General features: G+C 71.8%; 12 protein-coding genes and 2 pseudogenes. 8 read left to right on the top strand and 6 right to left on the bottom strand.

What is annotated here, in order from left to right:
- Positions 1-402: 402 nt before the first annotated feature.
- The gene (locus tag PV343_RS04170; protein WP_319145377.1) at positions 403-1,203 is read right to left on the bottom strand and encodes a maleylpyruvate isomerase family mycothiol-dependent enzyme; all 801 of its coding nucleotides are present in this window, start codon (positions 1,201-1,203) and stop codon (positions 403-405) included.
- A gap of 460 nt (positions 1,204-1,663) precedes the next feature.
- On the opposite strand from PV343_RS04170, the gene PV343_RS04165 reads away from it, so the two are divergent.
- The 3 genes from PV343_RS04165 to PV343_RS04155 all read left to right on the top strand — a co-directional run bounded on the left by PV343_RS04165 (position 1,664) and on the right by PV343_RS04155 (position 4,781).
- On the top strand, positions 1,664-2,311 hold the full coding sequence (locus tag PV343_RS04165; RefSeq protein ID WP_387954499.1) for a DUF4291 domain-containing protein: 648 nt from the start codon (positions 1,664-1,666) through the stop codon (positions 2,309-2,311).
- A 185-nt stretch (positions 2,312-2,496) separates the two neighbouring features.
- Positions 2,497-4,047: an alpha/beta hydrolase gene (locus PV343_RS04160; RefSeq protein WP_319145375.1), complete on the top strand. Its 1,551-nt coding sequence runs from the start codon at positions 2,497-2,499 to the stop codon at positions 4,045-4,047.
- 188 nt (positions 4,048-4,235) lie between these two features.
- The gene (locus PV343_RS04155; RefSeq protein ID WP_319145374.1) at positions 4,236-4,781 is read left to right on the top strand and encodes a GNAT family N-acetyltransferase; all 546 of its coding nucleotides are present in this window, start codon (positions 4,236-4,238) and stop codon (positions 4,779-4,781) included.
- Between the two features lie 210 nt (positions 4,782-4,991).
- Here the strand turns inward: PV343_RS04155 and PV343_RS40300 are convergent.
- Positions 4,992-5,438, bottom strand: a pseudogene (locus PV343_RS40300) (thioesterase family protein); the annotation flags it as partial.
- A gap of 241 nt (positions 5,439-5,679) precedes the next feature.
- Here PV343_RS40300 and PV343_RS04145 point away from each other — a divergent pair.
- From PV343_RS04145 to PV343_RS04135, 3 genes are all read left to right on the top strand, one after another.
- Positions 5,680-6,462, top strand: coding sequence for a helix-turn-helix transcriptional regulator (locus PV343_RS04145; protein ID WP_319145373.1), 783 nt, complete (start codon positions 5,680-5,682; stop codon positions 6,460-6,462).
- 136 nt (positions 6,463-6,598) lie between these two features.
- On the top strand, positions 6,599-7,189 hold the full coding sequence (locus PV343_RS04140) for a DoxX family protein (protein ID WP_319145372.1): 591 nt from the start codon (positions 6,599-6,601) through the stop codon (positions 7,187-7,189).
- A 101-nt stretch (positions 7,190-7,290) separates the two neighbouring features.
- Positions 7,291-7,866, top strand: a complete 576-nt coding sequence (locus PV343_RS04135) for a GNAT family N-acetyltransferase (RefSeq protein ID WP_319145371.1) — start codon at positions 7,291-7,293, stop codon at positions 7,864-7,866.
- A gap of 222 nt (positions 7,867-8,088) precedes the next feature.
- Here the strand turns inward: PV343_RS04135 and PV343_RS04130 are convergent, their stop codons facing one another.
- Positions 8,089-9,396: a cytochrome P450 gene (locus tag PV343_RS04130; RefSeq protein WP_319145370.1), complete on the bottom strand. Its 1,308-nt coding sequence runs from the start codon at positions 9,394-9,396 to the stop codon at positions 8,089-8,091.
- 497 nt (positions 9,397-9,893) lie between these two features.
- Here PV343_RS04130 and PV343_RS04125 point away from each other — a divergent pair, with 497 nt between their 5' ends.
- Positions 9,894-10,439, top strand: a complete 546-nt coding sequence (locus PV343_RS04125; protein WP_319145369.1) for an EF-hand domain-containing protein — start codon at positions 9,894-9,896, stop codon at positions 10,437-10,439.
- A gap of 391 nt (positions 10,440-10,830) precedes the next feature.
- Here PV343_RS04125 and PV343_RS04120 read toward each other — a convergent pair.
- Together PV343_RS04120 and PV343_RS04115 are read right to left on the bottom strand one after the other, a co-directional pair.
- Positions 10,831-11,097, bottom strand: a pseudogene (locus PV343_RS04120) (hypothetical protein); the annotation flags it as partial.
- A gap of 15 nt (positions 11,098-11,112) precedes the next feature.
- Positions 11,113-11,784, bottom strand: a complete 672-nt coding sequence (locus PV343_RS04115) for a LysR family transcriptional regulator (RefSeq protein ID WP_319145368.1) — start codon at positions 11,782-11,784, stop codon at positions 11,113-11,115.
- A gap of 166 nt (positions 11,785-11,950) precedes the next feature.
- On the opposite strand from PV343_RS04115, the gene PV343_RS04110 reads away from it, so the two are divergent.
- Positions 11,951-12,358 (top strand): STAS domain-containing protein, encoded by a 408-nt coding sequence (locus PV343_RS04110; RefSeq protein ID WP_319145367.1) that lies wholly within the window; start codon positions 11,951-11,953, stop codon positions 12,356-12,358.
- A 503-nt stretch (positions 12,359-12,861) separates the two neighbouring features.
- On the opposite strand, the gene PV343_RS04105 is transcribed toward PV343_RS04110, so the two are convergent.
- On the bottom strand, positions 12,862-13,335 hold the full coding sequence (locus tag PV343_RS04105; protein WP_319145366.1) for an HIT family protein: 474 nt from the start codon (positions 13,333-13,335) through the stop codon (positions 12,862-12,864).
- Positions 13,336-13,533 lie beyond the last annotated feature (198 nt).

Here is a 13,533-nt window from a genome sequence, read left to right as displayed (position 1 = left end):
GTGGTCTCTGGCGTTCCCGAACCTGTGAGCCAGACGGTCAAACGCGAGAGTGGCCGAAGTGGACCCCACTCCCGCGTTGCCGTAGAAATGCGACAACAGGGCCCCCTGGACCGCACGTTGGCTTCGACACCCTTCGAGCTACCAAGAGGCCCTGCTCTCATGCACGGCAGCCGCCGCAGTCACCCGATCGACTGACTTCTCGACGAGATCGGGACGACGGCAGTCGCGTCGCTTCTCGTGATCGCTGGGACGGACAAATTCGCACTGCCCTCCAGGTAGACGGTCGGCTTGGTGACGCCCCGAGGCCGCCTCGCGGGTTTGAGCCCGGTGTCGCGACTGACGAACCTGGCGAAGAGTCGTGTCCTACCGGCTCGAGGCGCACCCAACCGCCCCCGCTACGTCCTACTTCTCCTCCGGCTCCCAGGCGCGGAGCAGGTCGAGCAGCCCTGCGTCTCCGTCCACGTGCAAGGAGTCGGCCTGGATCCGGTCGTACAGGTAGAGGACCAGCTCACTGGCCGTGCCGTGGACGGATGCGCCGGCTGCGTCCGAGTCCTCGCCGGTCGCGGCGGTGGGCGCGGGGATGCGGCTGGTGCGTGCGCCGTCGCCGTCGACGGTGAGGCGCCAGGAGCGGCCCTCGGCGGCGTGGAAGTCGAAGGCCGTGGGCTTGTGCGGCCAGGCACTCGGCGTTGCGCAGACGGTGAACAGGAACTCCTCCACACCGTCGAGTGCCAGCTCGGCCGGCAGCGGCTGCGGGGCGCCCCCGGCGAGCTGGGCGTCGTAGGTGTGCACCGCGGTCTCCTGGACCCGGTGCCGGGCGGTGCCGCCGGCGGTCTGCGGTGACTGCGACGCGGGCCACCACGTCCAGCAACCGCTTTCCGGTCCCGCCGCGCGCAGGGCGCCCAGCAGAAGCTGTGTCGACGCGTCCAGCCAGGCCAGCAGGGCCTCACGCTCCTGCGGCACTTCCAGCGCGGCGCGCGCGGCGACGGCCTCGGCCGGGGGCGCGTCGGCGGGCCCCGCGCCGACGATGGCGGCCCAGAAGCGGTCTCCCCCGCCCAGGTGCTTCACCAGATCGAACAGCGTCCACCCCGGGCAGGTCGGCACCTGTGCGTCGAGACCGGGCGCGGCGGCTACCACGGCGCGGAAGGCCGTCGACCGTTCATCGATCAGTCGCAACAGGTCGGGGAACTCAAGATTCTCTTCCACACCGGATGTCTATCACCGTGCTCCGGTGATCGGACAGCGATTTTCACAGTCGCCGCCGGTTGGCCATTGCGGAACTCGCCGCGCGGCCTGGCACCTCGGCGACGTGACAAACAGAGGCCTCCCAGCAGGCCGACCCAGCTCAACATAAAAGGGGCAGTTAACGGGGGCAACTACCCCCCGCCCCGCAAGGACGAGAGACCCGCACACGGTGCGGGTTCTGGTTGAACCAGTGGACGCACATGACGGGAGGGGAGTACAGCGGTCACGGCGCGCGCGATCGGCCCGCCGAGCGGGTGACCGCGGCACCCTGACGCAGGGCGCGAGGGATCACGGCGACCTCGTGCGACCGGCATCTCCTACGCCGTCGAGGTCGACAGCGACGCGCCCCAAGCGCTCATCGCGGCGTTGGTCGCGACCGTCCGCTGTCGCAGACGCGGCGGCCTCGCGCCGCGGTAATTGGATGGCGCGTATCGAGCAGTGCGCCCACCCTGGTCCTGTGCCAGAACCCAAGTACCGGATACGAGCACTGCACTCGGACTCCACGATCACCGTCTACCAGGCGTACGCCCCGGAGATAGGCCTGCCGGCAGCCCGGGAGGGCCGCTTCCCGGTGGTGTGGCAGCGGGACCGGATGACATGGATCAAGCCGTCGTTCCTCTGGATGATGTACCGCTGCGGATGGGGCACCAAAGCAGGGCAGGAGACCGTCCTCGCCATCGAGATCTCGCGTGACGGCTTCGAGTGGGCGCTGAAACACGCTTGCCTGTCCCACTACGAGCAGGGCCTCCACGCCGACCGCGACACCTGGAAGCGCCAACTGAAGCGCGCCCCTGCCCGGGTGCAATGGGACCCCGAACGCGACCTGCACCTGCGGCCGTTCTCCCACCGGTCGCTCCAACTCGGCCTTGCCGGCGAAGCGGCCCGCCTCTACGCCGACGAGTGGACCGTCTCCATCACCGACATCACGCCGCTGGCCCACACCATCCACGCGCATGTACAGGCCGGTGAGCTCGACGCCGCCCGGCAACTGCTACCCCGCGAACGTCCTTACCCCATGGCCGACGGGAGCCTGACTCACCTGACGAACGAACCGTGCCACGATCAGTGAAGTGGCCGTAGGCGAGGACGTCGGGTAGGGACCGGGACAGGCAATTTGACCCGGCCCGGGGACAGGTGACTGGTAGGCGCTGAAGTCGAGGCTTGTATCCTGAACGCATTCGCCGATCGGACGATCACGGGTACGGGCACGCGGGCACGGGGCGGGCGTCCAGGGGCGGGAGCGCGGGGATTCAGATGAGTGACGCAGGTCCGACACGAAGCCGCAGACCGGGCCTCTCGGCCGGCGCGTACATCATCGCCGGGGTCATGCTCGCCGCGATCGGGGCCGTTGGCGCCTGGCTCCAGCACGACGCTCGCGGCCGGAGTACGGAGCCGCGTACGGAGTTCACCGCGCACAACCCGCCCGCCGGTCTGCCCACCGCGCTCACCACCGGCCAGCGGCTCCACTGGTCCAGGTGCACCTCGCCGCCCACCGCGCGCACGGGCTACGACTGCGCCACCATGAAGGCCCCCCTCGACTATCGGAAACCGGACGGCAGGACGATCGACGTCGCCCTGATCCGCCGCAAGGCCACCGGGCCGAACGCCCGGCGCATCGGCTCGCTCGTCCTCAACTTCGGCGGTCCCGGTGTGTCCGGCGTGAGCGGACTACCTGAACGCCTCGGCCAGTACGAGCCGCTCCTCGACCGCTACGACCTGGTCTCCTTCGACCCGCGTGGCGTCGGCGCGACCATCCCCGTGCGATGCGGGAAGACCGCGGACGACACCCGCTACGACGGGGCCGACGCCTGCGCCGAGCGCTCCAGGGCGCTCCTCCCGTACATCGGCACCTCGCACACTGCGCGCGACCTCGACCTGATGCGCTACCTCCTCGGCGACGAGCGGCTGCACTACTTCGGCGTCTCGTACGGAACGGCGCTCGGCGCGGTCTACGCCCACCTGTACCCGTCCCATGTCGGACGGCTCGTCCTCGAAGCGTCCGTCGATCCGACCGAGAACCTCGACGAGGCGCAGGTGTCGCAGGTCAAGGCGGTCCAGGCGGCGTTCGACCGGTTCGCCGCGCACTGCGCGGCCCGTATCCGCCACTGCCCGACCGGCGAAGGGCCCGAGGAGGCCGCGCGGCGCATGGCGCGTCTGGCCGACCGCCTGGAGAAGAAGCCCGCCCCGGCCGGCGCCGGACGGAACCTCGACGCCGACGACCTCGCGTACGCCGTCAGCGACCATCTCGACCGCGGCACGGAGGGCTGGACGTCGCTCGCCAAAGCCCTCACCGCGCTGATCGACCACAACGACGGCCGTCCGCTCAGCAAGGGCGCGGACGGCATGGGCTCCGCCGACCGTGCAACGCCGAGCGACTCCAGCCGCGCCGCCCTGGTCGCGATCACCTGCGCGGACTCCAGCCTGCGCCCCGGCTTCGAACGCCTCGCCCGGGACAAGGCCCGCGTCAAAGCCGCCTCCCCTGTCTTCGGCGCAGCCTGGTCCACCGGCGTCTACCTCTGTTACGACTGGCCGTTCGACGGCGAGCGCGCCACGCTCCAGGTGAACGCCGACGGCGCGGCCCCCGTCCTGGTGGTCGGCGGCACCGGCGACCCGAACACCCCCTACCCCGGCGCCCGCCACATGGCCCGCGCCCTGGGCGACGGCGTCGGCGTCCTCCTGACGGCCCGGGAGGAGGGTCACGGCACATACCCGCAGAACCGCTGCGTCGCGGAGAAGGTCGACCACTACCTCCGCACGGGCCGCACCCCGGCACCGGGGACGGTGTGCCGGGGCAGCATGTCCTGATGCTTTCCGGCTCCGTCCACGCCATGAAGCGACACCAGAACCACTCACGGACTCACGAACCGCCTTCTCAGACCGCCGCGAGAACCTCCAAGGCTGTGATCGTCGGATTGGCCCTTGGGGTGCAGTGATGTGCGGTGCTCGAAGATATTCGCTGGTCGCCGCCTGTTGATGGTGGTCATACTGCCGTGATGGACCCGGTGACGCTTGAGACCGACCGTCTGGTGCTGCGGGCCTTCCTGCCTGCCGACGTGGATGCGGTGTACGAAGCCTGCCAGGACGAGGACATCCAGTTCTACACCCCGGTGCCGGTGCCGTACCGGCGTGCGGACGCGGAGAAGCTCATCGGTGAGAAACTGCCCGTTCAGTGGGCCGAAGACAGGGACTACACCCTGGGCGCGTTCCGCAAGGACACCGGCGCCCTGGTCGGGTCGTACTGCCTGACCCTCATCAGCAGTGGCGTCTGGGAGCTTGGTTACTGGGCGGTCAAGGAGCAGCGCGGACGCGGCTACTCGGTCGAGGCCGCTCGGGCCTTGTGCGACTGGGGCTGGGCCACCCTCGACATCCACCGCATCGAGTGGTGGGCCATGGCCGGGAACACCGGCTCGCGTGCCGTCGCCGAGAAGCTCGGCTTCACCGTGGAAGGGACACTGCGCAATCGCGGCATCGCCAACGATGGCAAGCCGCACGACTGGTGGGTGGGCGGACTGCTGAGGCCGTCACCGTCGGGCCGCTGATTGGCCTCGCATGTTTGCTTGTTGACCTTCTGTCGGCGGAACGGTCGTGTCAGCGCCGGCCGTTCGTCGGACCTCCCCGTCCCGCAGACCGTGATCGGCGAGCAGCGGGTGCTGCGTGCGGCGCTGTCCTCGAGCCGGGGCGGGTGTCCCGCGCACGGCGGGTTCCGGCCGGGTGTCGGCTACCGGTGGTGTTTCGGGCGGGGTGGTGGCCGGTTGTGGCCGGACGGTGAGGATCTGCTGGGCGTGGCCGACGGGGCGGTGGATGTCGTGCAGGACGGTGGTGGTGACGCCCTGGCCGGCGGCGCCGAAGGTGACGGTCGTGTCGAGGCCGGTCCAGCGGCCCTCGGGGGTGCGGTGGAGGTGGAGGGTGAGGTCGACGTGGGGGAACATCCAGGCGGTGGGGGGCGGCTGGCGCACCGCGATGCCGTTGGCGGTGTCGACGAGCGCGACGTAGGAGGCGAGCGGGCTGCAGCGGAGTCCGGCGACGAGGTCGAGGTCGGTGGAGATCCAGGCGGCGGTCCTGCCCGGCCGGGGTGCGGCGAGGGGCCGTACGTCCAGGGAGGCGATGTAGCCGCCGGGCCACACGTTACTCAGCGGCCAGGAGGCGAGCCGGTCGGGCGGGGTGAGCGGGGCGGGGGCGCCGCCGGCGACGGCGCTGGCGACCGGCAGGTCGTGCAGGCAGTACAGGACCAGGATCACCATGCCGCCGGCGGGCATGCGGCGGCTCGGGTAGCGCACGGTGGTGCTGGCACGCACAGCTGAACGCCGCCCGGAGGGCCGTTTCGCCGGGCAGTTCCACCAGCAGTTCCTGGCGCTATCGCCCGGGGCCGCCAAGGTGTGCAGGACGCCGTGCCAAAGAAGCACTTGTGCCCGCGCGGATGGGAGATACCGTGGTCGTGTGGCTTCCGACCTGACCGCGCCGGCCGACGAAGCCGACCGCGCGATTGACTCCGTCAGCGCCCTGGGCGAGGACTCACGCCGGCGCATGTTCGCCTACATCCGCCGCGCAGGCCGCGCCGTCACCCGGGACGAGGCCGCCGCCAGCGTCGGCATCTCCCGCAAGCTCGCCGCCTTCCACCTCGACAAGCTCGTGGACGCCGGCCTGCTACGCGCGCGCTACGAGTCACCCGGCGGGATCCGCAAGGTCGGCCGGAAACCGAAGGTGTACGAACCCACCGACGCCCAGATCACCGTGAACATCCCCGACCGCCGCCACGAACTCCTCGCCGACCTGCTCCTGGAGGCGGTGCTGACCGAAGGAGCCGACGAGAGCGCGACGCAGGCGGCCATGCGGAGCGCCGAACACCGGGGCCGGCAACTGGGTGAGGCCGCCCGTGAGGCGACCCGCCCCGGACGCCTGGGCCCCGAGCGCGGACTGACCGCCTGCGAACGGCTGCTGGAACGGTACGGCTACGAACCCGTCCGGGAGAGTCCCACCGAGCTCCGGCTGCGCAACTGCCCCTTCCACCCTCTGGCCGCGAAGGCCCCGGAACTGGTGTGCGGCATGAACAAGGCCTTTGTCTCCGGCTGTCTCCACGGCCTTCAGGTCAGCGGTCTTCAGGCCGTCCTGGCACCCGAGCCGGGGGAGTGCTGCGTGCGTCTGGGCCCCAACGGCACCGATCAAGACGGCACCGATCACGACGACGCCGATCACGATGACGCCCTGGCACAGGACCGCTGACGCGAGACCGGCCGCCCGCCCGCGTGGACCGCCGCCGCGCTGCTCGCCGTCATGCGAAAGTCCGCCCGTCACCGGTTGCTCGGGAACCGCCCGAGCTGGGGAAACGCGCGTTCTGGCGTTCAACCGGAGCATTGCCATGTCGACCAAGCGCATTCTGAACCATCCCGCTCTATCCATCCGGCCGGTCACCCATCCCACCGGCACCGGCACCAGTACTGGCACCGACGCCCGAGCGACGGCCTCTGTGACCGCCGCCGACTGCGGCTTGCTGCTGTTGCGGCTGACCTTCGGCCTGCTGATGGCCGCCCACGGTGCCCAGAAACTTTTCGGGCTCTTCGGCGGCCATGGCCTTGCAGCGACCAGTAAGGGGTTCGCGGCCCTGGGCTACCGCCCGGGCAAGCTCTTCGCCGTGGTCGGAGGGCTGTCCGAATTCCTCGGTGGCCTCGGTCTGGCCGTCGGCCTGTTGACCCCGCTGGCCGCCGCCGCCCTGATCGGCGTCATGATCAACGCGATGGTCACGGTCACCGGCGCCCACGGCCTGTGGGACACGGACGGCGGCGTGGAGTACAGCGTCTGCATCACCGTCGTCGCCCTCGCCGTCGCCGCCATCGGGCCTGGCAGGCTGGCCGTCGACCGCTTCTTCCGCTGGGGCACGGGCGGCTGGCCGCAGGCGGCCTTTGCCCTGGGGGTGGGTGGCCTGGCCGCCGTGATCACCCTGAGCCTGTGAAGCCTGCCCCCGCCTCTGGGCACGCCCGGGGTGCGGGCCTGGTCTTGCCCTGCCGCGGCGTGCCCCGCCGCCTCGCACACTTCAGCATGATCGAATAGGGCATGGCATCGTCCTGGACCGGTGAGCGGGTACGCCTGCGCGCCATCGAGCCCGACGACTGGACCGCGTTCAAGCGCCTCGCCGACGAGGAGGGGCGGGCAGGGAGCCGGCTGCATCTGCCGCGCTCCGCCGAGAGCTTTCGTGTCTGGGTCAGGGAGCAGGCCGTTGCCGGGAGCGGCGACGACCGTTTCCGGCTGGACGACTGCTTCCGGCTGGTGGTGGAGTCGACGGCCACGGGGGAGTGGGTCGGCGCCGTCGGCACGCACCACGCCTCCCCCCGGTCGGGCCGGTTCGAGTTCGACGTCGCGATCGCCGTCGACCACCGGCGCCGGGGGTATGCGACGGAAGCCCTGGTGCTCCTGCTGCGCTTCATGTTCGCCGAGCGTCGCTACCACAAATGCCTGGCTACGGTCTTCGCCCACAACGAGGCGTCGCTGGCGCTCACCCGACGGCTCGGCTTCGTCGAGGAGGGGCGCCTGCGGCAACACGTCTTCTTCGCCGGCCGCTACCACGACCTCGTCCTGACGGGCCTCCTCGCCGACGAGTTCGACCTGCGGCACGCGGTCAGCGGACCTTGAGCCGGCCGAGCGGCCGGCGGACGCCGCTCATGCACGGACGCCGCTCGTGCACCGAAGCCGCTCACGCACGGAAGCCGCTCACGCACGGAAGCCGCTCACGCACGGACGCCGCTCACGCAGGGAAGCCGCTCACGCACGGACGCCGCTCACGCACGGAAGCCGCTCACGCACGGACGCCGCTCGCACGGGTGCCGCTGCGCACCCGCGCGACCAGGGCCGCCCTCAGCCGCGCGGGACGGCGCGCAGGCGCAGTCCCGCGGTGGTCAGTCCTTCGAAGGTGGTGACCCGGTGGCTAGGCTCCGGTTCGGACGGCTCGCTCAGGCGGTGGTGGCGGGCGGTGTGCGCGGTGAGCAGCGTCAGCATCGCCATGGCCAGAGCGGCTCCCTCACAGCCGTGCGGCCCGGTGCCGAAGGACAGGAAGGCCCCGGGGTCCTCGGACGAGCCCGGAGTATCGAGCCAGCGTTCGGGCCGGAACCGGTCCGGCTCCCGGTACTCGCGCGCATCGCGGTGGGCGGTGTAGGGGCAGACGAGAACGGTGGAGGCGGCCTCCACGGTGTAGTCGGCGAGCTGGGTCCGTTGCGGGGCACGCCGGGTCAGCAGCCAGCTAGGGGGATACAGCCGCAGCACCTCGCGCACCAGCGCCTGGGTGTAGCGCAGGCCGTCGAGGTGGGCGGCGGTCGTCGCGGCCGGGTCGGCGGGCAGCAGGTCGGCCTCGGCGGCGACGCGGTCCGCCGCCCCGGGGTGCCGGGCCAGGTGGAGCAGGATCCATCCGGCTGCCCGGGTCGGGGTCTCGAAGGTGGCGACCGTGATCCCGGGGAGCGTGTCGAGGACGGCCTCCGGCGGCAGCGGGCCGTGGCGGGAGGAGGGTCGGAGCATCTGCCCCAGCATGTCCTCGCCGAGACGGCCCGACGTACGGCGCCGGTCGACGACGGGCCGCAGCGCGTCGGTGAAGGCGACCTGCTGCCGGGTGCGGAACCGCTGCGCCGGTGTGGGGATCCAGCGCGGCCACACCCAGTGCGCGGGGCGCGCGAGGACCTCGCGGGCCAGGAAGAGCTGTGCGGCGAAGGGCAGCAGAGCCGGGGCGTCCTCGGAGAAGAGGTAGCTCACGCCGATCTCCGCCAGGGCATGCCGGACCAGGGGTAGCACCTCGACGTCCCGGCCCGGTGGCCACCGGCCGGAGAAGCCGGCGGCCTGGGGCGCTATCTCACCGATGCGGGCCGCGACCGCCTGCGCGCGCAGTCCGCGCATACGGGCGGCGTGCGCACGCGCGCGGGCCTCGGGGGCTGGGGCTGGTTCTCCGTTTGGCCGCCGCAGCGGCGGGAAGAGGGGCGAGGGCGCCTTGGGGAAGTCCTGGGCGCGGTGCAGGACCGCTTCGCACGGTCCGGCCGCGGTGGCCACGCAGACCCCCGGTTCCAGCAGCCAGACGTCCCCGCACTCCGCGGCGCCACGGCACGCCAGTGCCAGCCGGTCGCGGCTCCAGGCGGCGAAGCCGCCTCCGGGCAGCCGTGGCGGCTCGTTGATCCGGCCCATGAGAATCAATCCTGGCTTTCCGCGCGCAACTGTCCGGGCCCAGGCGTGCCGTCGCCGGTGTGGGCGGGGGCCGGCGGGCCCGAGGGGCGCCCGCCGGCCGTGCGGTCAGGACTCAGTCGTCGCCGGCGTAGGCGTCCCATTCGTGGGCGCCGTACGCACCGTAGTGGCGGGTGAAGAAGAGTCTGCCGAGTAGCTTGGCGATCATGTTGCACTCCTCTCGCCTGTCTCCAGCACCTGATGCCACACGCGCCATATTGCCATACATGTCTTGTATGTGATATGCGTTCCGGCTTTCGTGCCGCCCGGCCGCGGACCGACCCGGGCCCGGCGAACGGGCTGGGCGAACGGGTCGGGCGATCGGGCAGGGCAAACAGGGGCGCGCGCGGCATCGGGTGCACGAGCGCCGGGCCGGTCCGCCCTCACGCGTCACCGGGCGCCGTTGGGACGCGGCGGGCCGTGGGCAGGATCGCTGAGGATCCTGAGAGGAAGGGCCTGACGTGGCAAGTGAGTTCCAGCGTGACAAGCTCGTCAACATGTTCCGCGCGTTCGACGCCGACGCCAACGGCTACCTCGACCAGCGCGACTTCCAGGCCCTCGCGGAGCGCTGGAGGGGTCTGCCCCGGGTGAGACCGGGATCCGAACTGGCCGCGCGGGTGGACGCGGTCATGCTGGGCTGGTGGGACCACCTCGCGGCCCACGTGGACACCGACCGGGACGGTCGGGTCGACCTGGGCGAGGTCCTCGCCATGGTGGACCGGTTGCCCACGATGCGCGATGTCGTCGCCACGACCGCCGAGACCGTCTTCGACGCCGTCGACGAGGACGGCGACGGCCGTATCTCCCCGGCCGAGCACCAGCGGCTGGTCGACACGTGGCACGGCGAGAGCGTCGACGTCGCCGACGTCTTCGACCGCCTCGACGCGGACGGGGACGGCTACCTCGGCCGCCGCGAGTTCACCGGGCTGTGGGTCCAGTTCTGGACCAGCGACGACCCGGCCGAACCGGGCAACCAGCTGTGCGGGCCGGTGCCCACCCGCACCTGACGGCCGCTGTACGGCCCGGGTGCACACCCGCACTCAGCGGCCCGGGGGACTGCGGCCGAACCGAAGCCCACCGCGCCATCGAGGGCGCCGCATCCCCCGTCATGGGGTGATACTGCCGCTTCGCGGTCGGCCTCGGCCGTAGGACCCGCAGGCCCGCAGGACCCTCGCCCCCGACCTGCCCCGACCCCCCTCTCGCTCCGTTCCAAGCGCGTCACAGCTCGTGGAGTCCGTCCGCGCCGACCTCCTTGACGGCCGGGGCCGGGCGACGGCCATCGCGGTCCGCCGCGTCATCCGGACCGCGACCACATGGACGTCGCCCGCCGCCCGCAGCAGGGGCTCGTCGCGGCGGCCCAGGGGAGTGCGGTCCGCCGAGCCGCCCGGGGCGCCTGCCTCACGCGCCCCAGAGCGTCACGTACACCGGTGGCCGGAACCGGGAGGGCGGTACGCCCGCGCCGGGCGCGCGCATGATGCGGGTCGCCGCGGGCGTGCGCAGGAAGTACAGGAAGGCGTCGGTGGCGGGGGAGCGCACCCCGGGCGGCAGGACGACGGCGTGCCAGGTGGCGTCGGGCGGCGTCGCCGGGGGCTCCAGGATCCGCAGCTCCTCCCGCCAGAAGCGGGGCGACACCAGATGGGCCGGCGCCGGGGCCACCCCCGCGCCCTTCGCGGCGGCCGCTCAGGTCGTGGCCTGGTTGGGGAACACCCACACATGCCCTTCGGCCACTCCGAGGCGGCGCGGCAACCGCCTGGAGTCGGCTTCCGGATCGGTCCCGGAGGAATCGACCGGCCACGACCACTGCGAGGGCGGACCCGGCGGCCGCGGCGACCGGGCGCCGGTCACCACGACCAGCTCGGCGCGGAAGGGCGGCTCGCTGACCAGTTCGCCCCTGCGGGCGGCGCCGACGCAGGGCCCGAGCCCGACGTCCGCGAGACGGTTCTCCACCAGCACGCGTCTCGCGCTGCCGGAGCCCACCCCGAACGAGGTCTCGGTCCGGCGCCCCGAACGGCAGGCGAAGGCCTCCACCAGCGAGGGGAGCACGCACTCGGCCAGCGTGCTCGTAGCGACGACCCGCAGCTCGTCGGGCGCACCCCGTGCCGCCCGAACCGCCGCCTCGGCGGCCGCGTTGAGCGCGACCATCCGGGAGGCCACCGGCAGCAGCCGCGCCCCGGCGGGCGTCAGCCGCATCCCGCAGCCGGTGCGCCGGATGAGCGGATCGCCGTAGTGGGTGTGCAGCGCGGTCAGCGCCTGCGATACCGCGGACTCGCTCACGTCCAGCGTCCGTGCCGCCGCGCCCGCCGAACCGAGCCGGGCTACCAGCACGAAGGAGCTGAGCTGCGTGACGGTCACAGGATGTTTCTGGTCACCGGTGCTTGAGGGACCGACGAAGTCCGCGCGACAGTCCGGAACGGCGTAGGCCTTCGGTTGCCCGCCGGAAACCGCGTCCCACGCGGATGAACGTCACCGGACGGGGTAGCTGGGCTGCTGCCGTGCAAAGTCCGTCCGAGGAGAACTTGTGAGCGAATCAACAGGTCTGGGTGTCGAGGTGGCCGTGATCGGCTCCGACGCCGCGATCATCACCGTCTGCGGAGAACTGGACGATGACACCAGCCTCGCCCTTCAGCACCAGTTGGCCGGTCAGGTGGTGCACGGACGACGTCACCTGGTGCTGGACCTGGCGGACGTGCCGTTCATGGACTCCTCCGGACTGCGTGTCATCGTACGGACGGTCAACGACATGCGAAACGTCGAGGGATCCGTGTCCCTTGCCGCGCCCACCCAAGTGGTGCGACGTGTGCTCGACCTGACCGGGGTCGGCATGAGCTGCCGGATATTCGACACTGTGGACGCGGCCTGTGAGGCCCTCCTGGGCCGGGAGGGCGAGGTGTCGGATCACACGGTGCGCGACACGGCGGATCGATAGCGAACCCACCACGACCAAACCCTCCCCGTGGCGGCGGTGCGCGCGGGCGTCCCGGCGGGGCCCCGAGGCGAGAACAGGACCGAGGGGCCTCGAGAGCTGTTGCCGGGGTCCTGTTCGTACCGCACGTGATCCGGGCCGGCGAAATCGCCCCTGATCGGTCTGGCCTTCACCGACGAGTGGCTCGCGCGCATCGCCGGACTGCTCACCGCCCCGCCGCTGCCGCCGGCGGTGGTCGGCATGCATCTGTTCGGGCGGCCCTGAGCGGCCACCTGCGCGATGCAGGTGGCCGGCTGCTGCGCCAGCACGACACCCCGGCCTACCGGCTGTACGCACTGGACACGGTGCCCGCGAACCCGGGCCTGGTCCGGGTCGGCGCGGGCCCGAACCCACTGCTGGTGACCGGACGAGCAACGCCGCCGGGCGGAGTGGCGCGGGTCGGCCTCGGCATTGGAGGGCGCCGAGCCCGCCTCCATGAGCCGACAGGCGGTCGGTGGCCCGTACCGTCAGGCCGTCAGCTGGTCCAGTTCACTGCCGATCGCGTTCCGCAGCCCGTCGTGCTGCGGGCCGAGCCGGAACCGCTCGTCACACCACCGGTCAACCGGATACAGCCATACCGGCTTGTGCACCACCTCGGCCGGCTCCCACTCGAACCGCGGCCAGACGTGGGCGTGCAAGAACGGATCCGAGTTGCCGAGGATTTCCAGGTTGACCCGGCGGAATCCGGGGTCCAGTCGTCGGCAGGCCCGCTCGACCGCTTCTCCGAGTCGGTCCATGTCGGACAGGAACGACAGCCGCCTGGCCCTGGGCAGGTCGGACAGCCGCTGAACACCCGGCTCGTCCGCAAGGAGAAGTGAGTACCCGGGCAGGAACTGGACGTCGCCGATCACTGCGAAGCCAGCATCGAGTCGTCGCAACACGGTCGGATTCTCGCCCCGCAGAGCAGCCCGGATCCGGTCCTCCCGCCAGTCACTGATCATGCCCTGAGGCTATCCGCCGGTGGCGCCTATGGTCCGTGGTGCGGGGGACGGGACCTGGTGGGCAGGCGGGGGCTCCGAGGCCCTGCCGGAGAACAGGGTGCTCCTGGCGCTGGGCGCGATGATCATCCCGCGGCCCTCGCCCGCCGCCGTCCAGCCCGCAGTGGATTCGCAGCACGTAGCCGTTCACGGCCAGCCGCA

It is taken from the genome of Streptomyces sp. WI03-4A, from assembly GCF_033792105.1.
Lineage (GTDB): Bacteria > Actinomycetota > Actinomycetes > Streptomycetales > Streptomycetaceae > Streptomyces > Streptomyces collinus_A.
The sequence above is the reverse complement of the archived record's forward strand: the minus strand, read 5'-3'. Positions and strand labels throughout refer to the sequence as shown.

Coding starts and splice junctions, on each gene's coding strand:
- PV343_RS04165 (WP_387954499.1), top strand. CDS start 1,664: ATGGCGCGTATCGAGCAGTGCGCCCACCCTGGTCCTGTGCCAGAACCC.
- PV343_RS04160 (WP_319145375.1), top strand. CDS start 2,497: ATGAGTGACGCAGGTCCGACACGAAGCCGCAGACCGGGCCTCTCGGCC.
- PV343_RS04155 (WP_319145374.1), top strand. CDS start 4,236: ATGGACCCGGTGACGCTTGAGACCGACCGTCTGGTGCTGCGGGCCTTC.
- PV343_RS04140 (WP_319145372.1), top strand. CDS start 6,599: ATGTCGACCAAGCGCATTCTGAACCATCCCGCTCTATCCATCCGGCCG.
- PV343_RS04135 (WP_319145371.1), top strand. CDS start 7,291: ATGGCATCGTCCTGGACCGGTGAGCGGGTACGCCTGCGCGCCATCGAG.
- PV343_RS04130 (WP_319145370.1), bottom strand. CDS start 9,396: ATGGGCCGGATCAACGAGCCGCCACGGCTGCCCGGAGGCGGCTTCGCC.
- PV343_RS04105 (WP_319145366.1), bottom strand. CDS start 13,335: ATGATCAGTGACTGGCGGGAGGACCGGATCCGGGCTGCTCTGCGGGGC.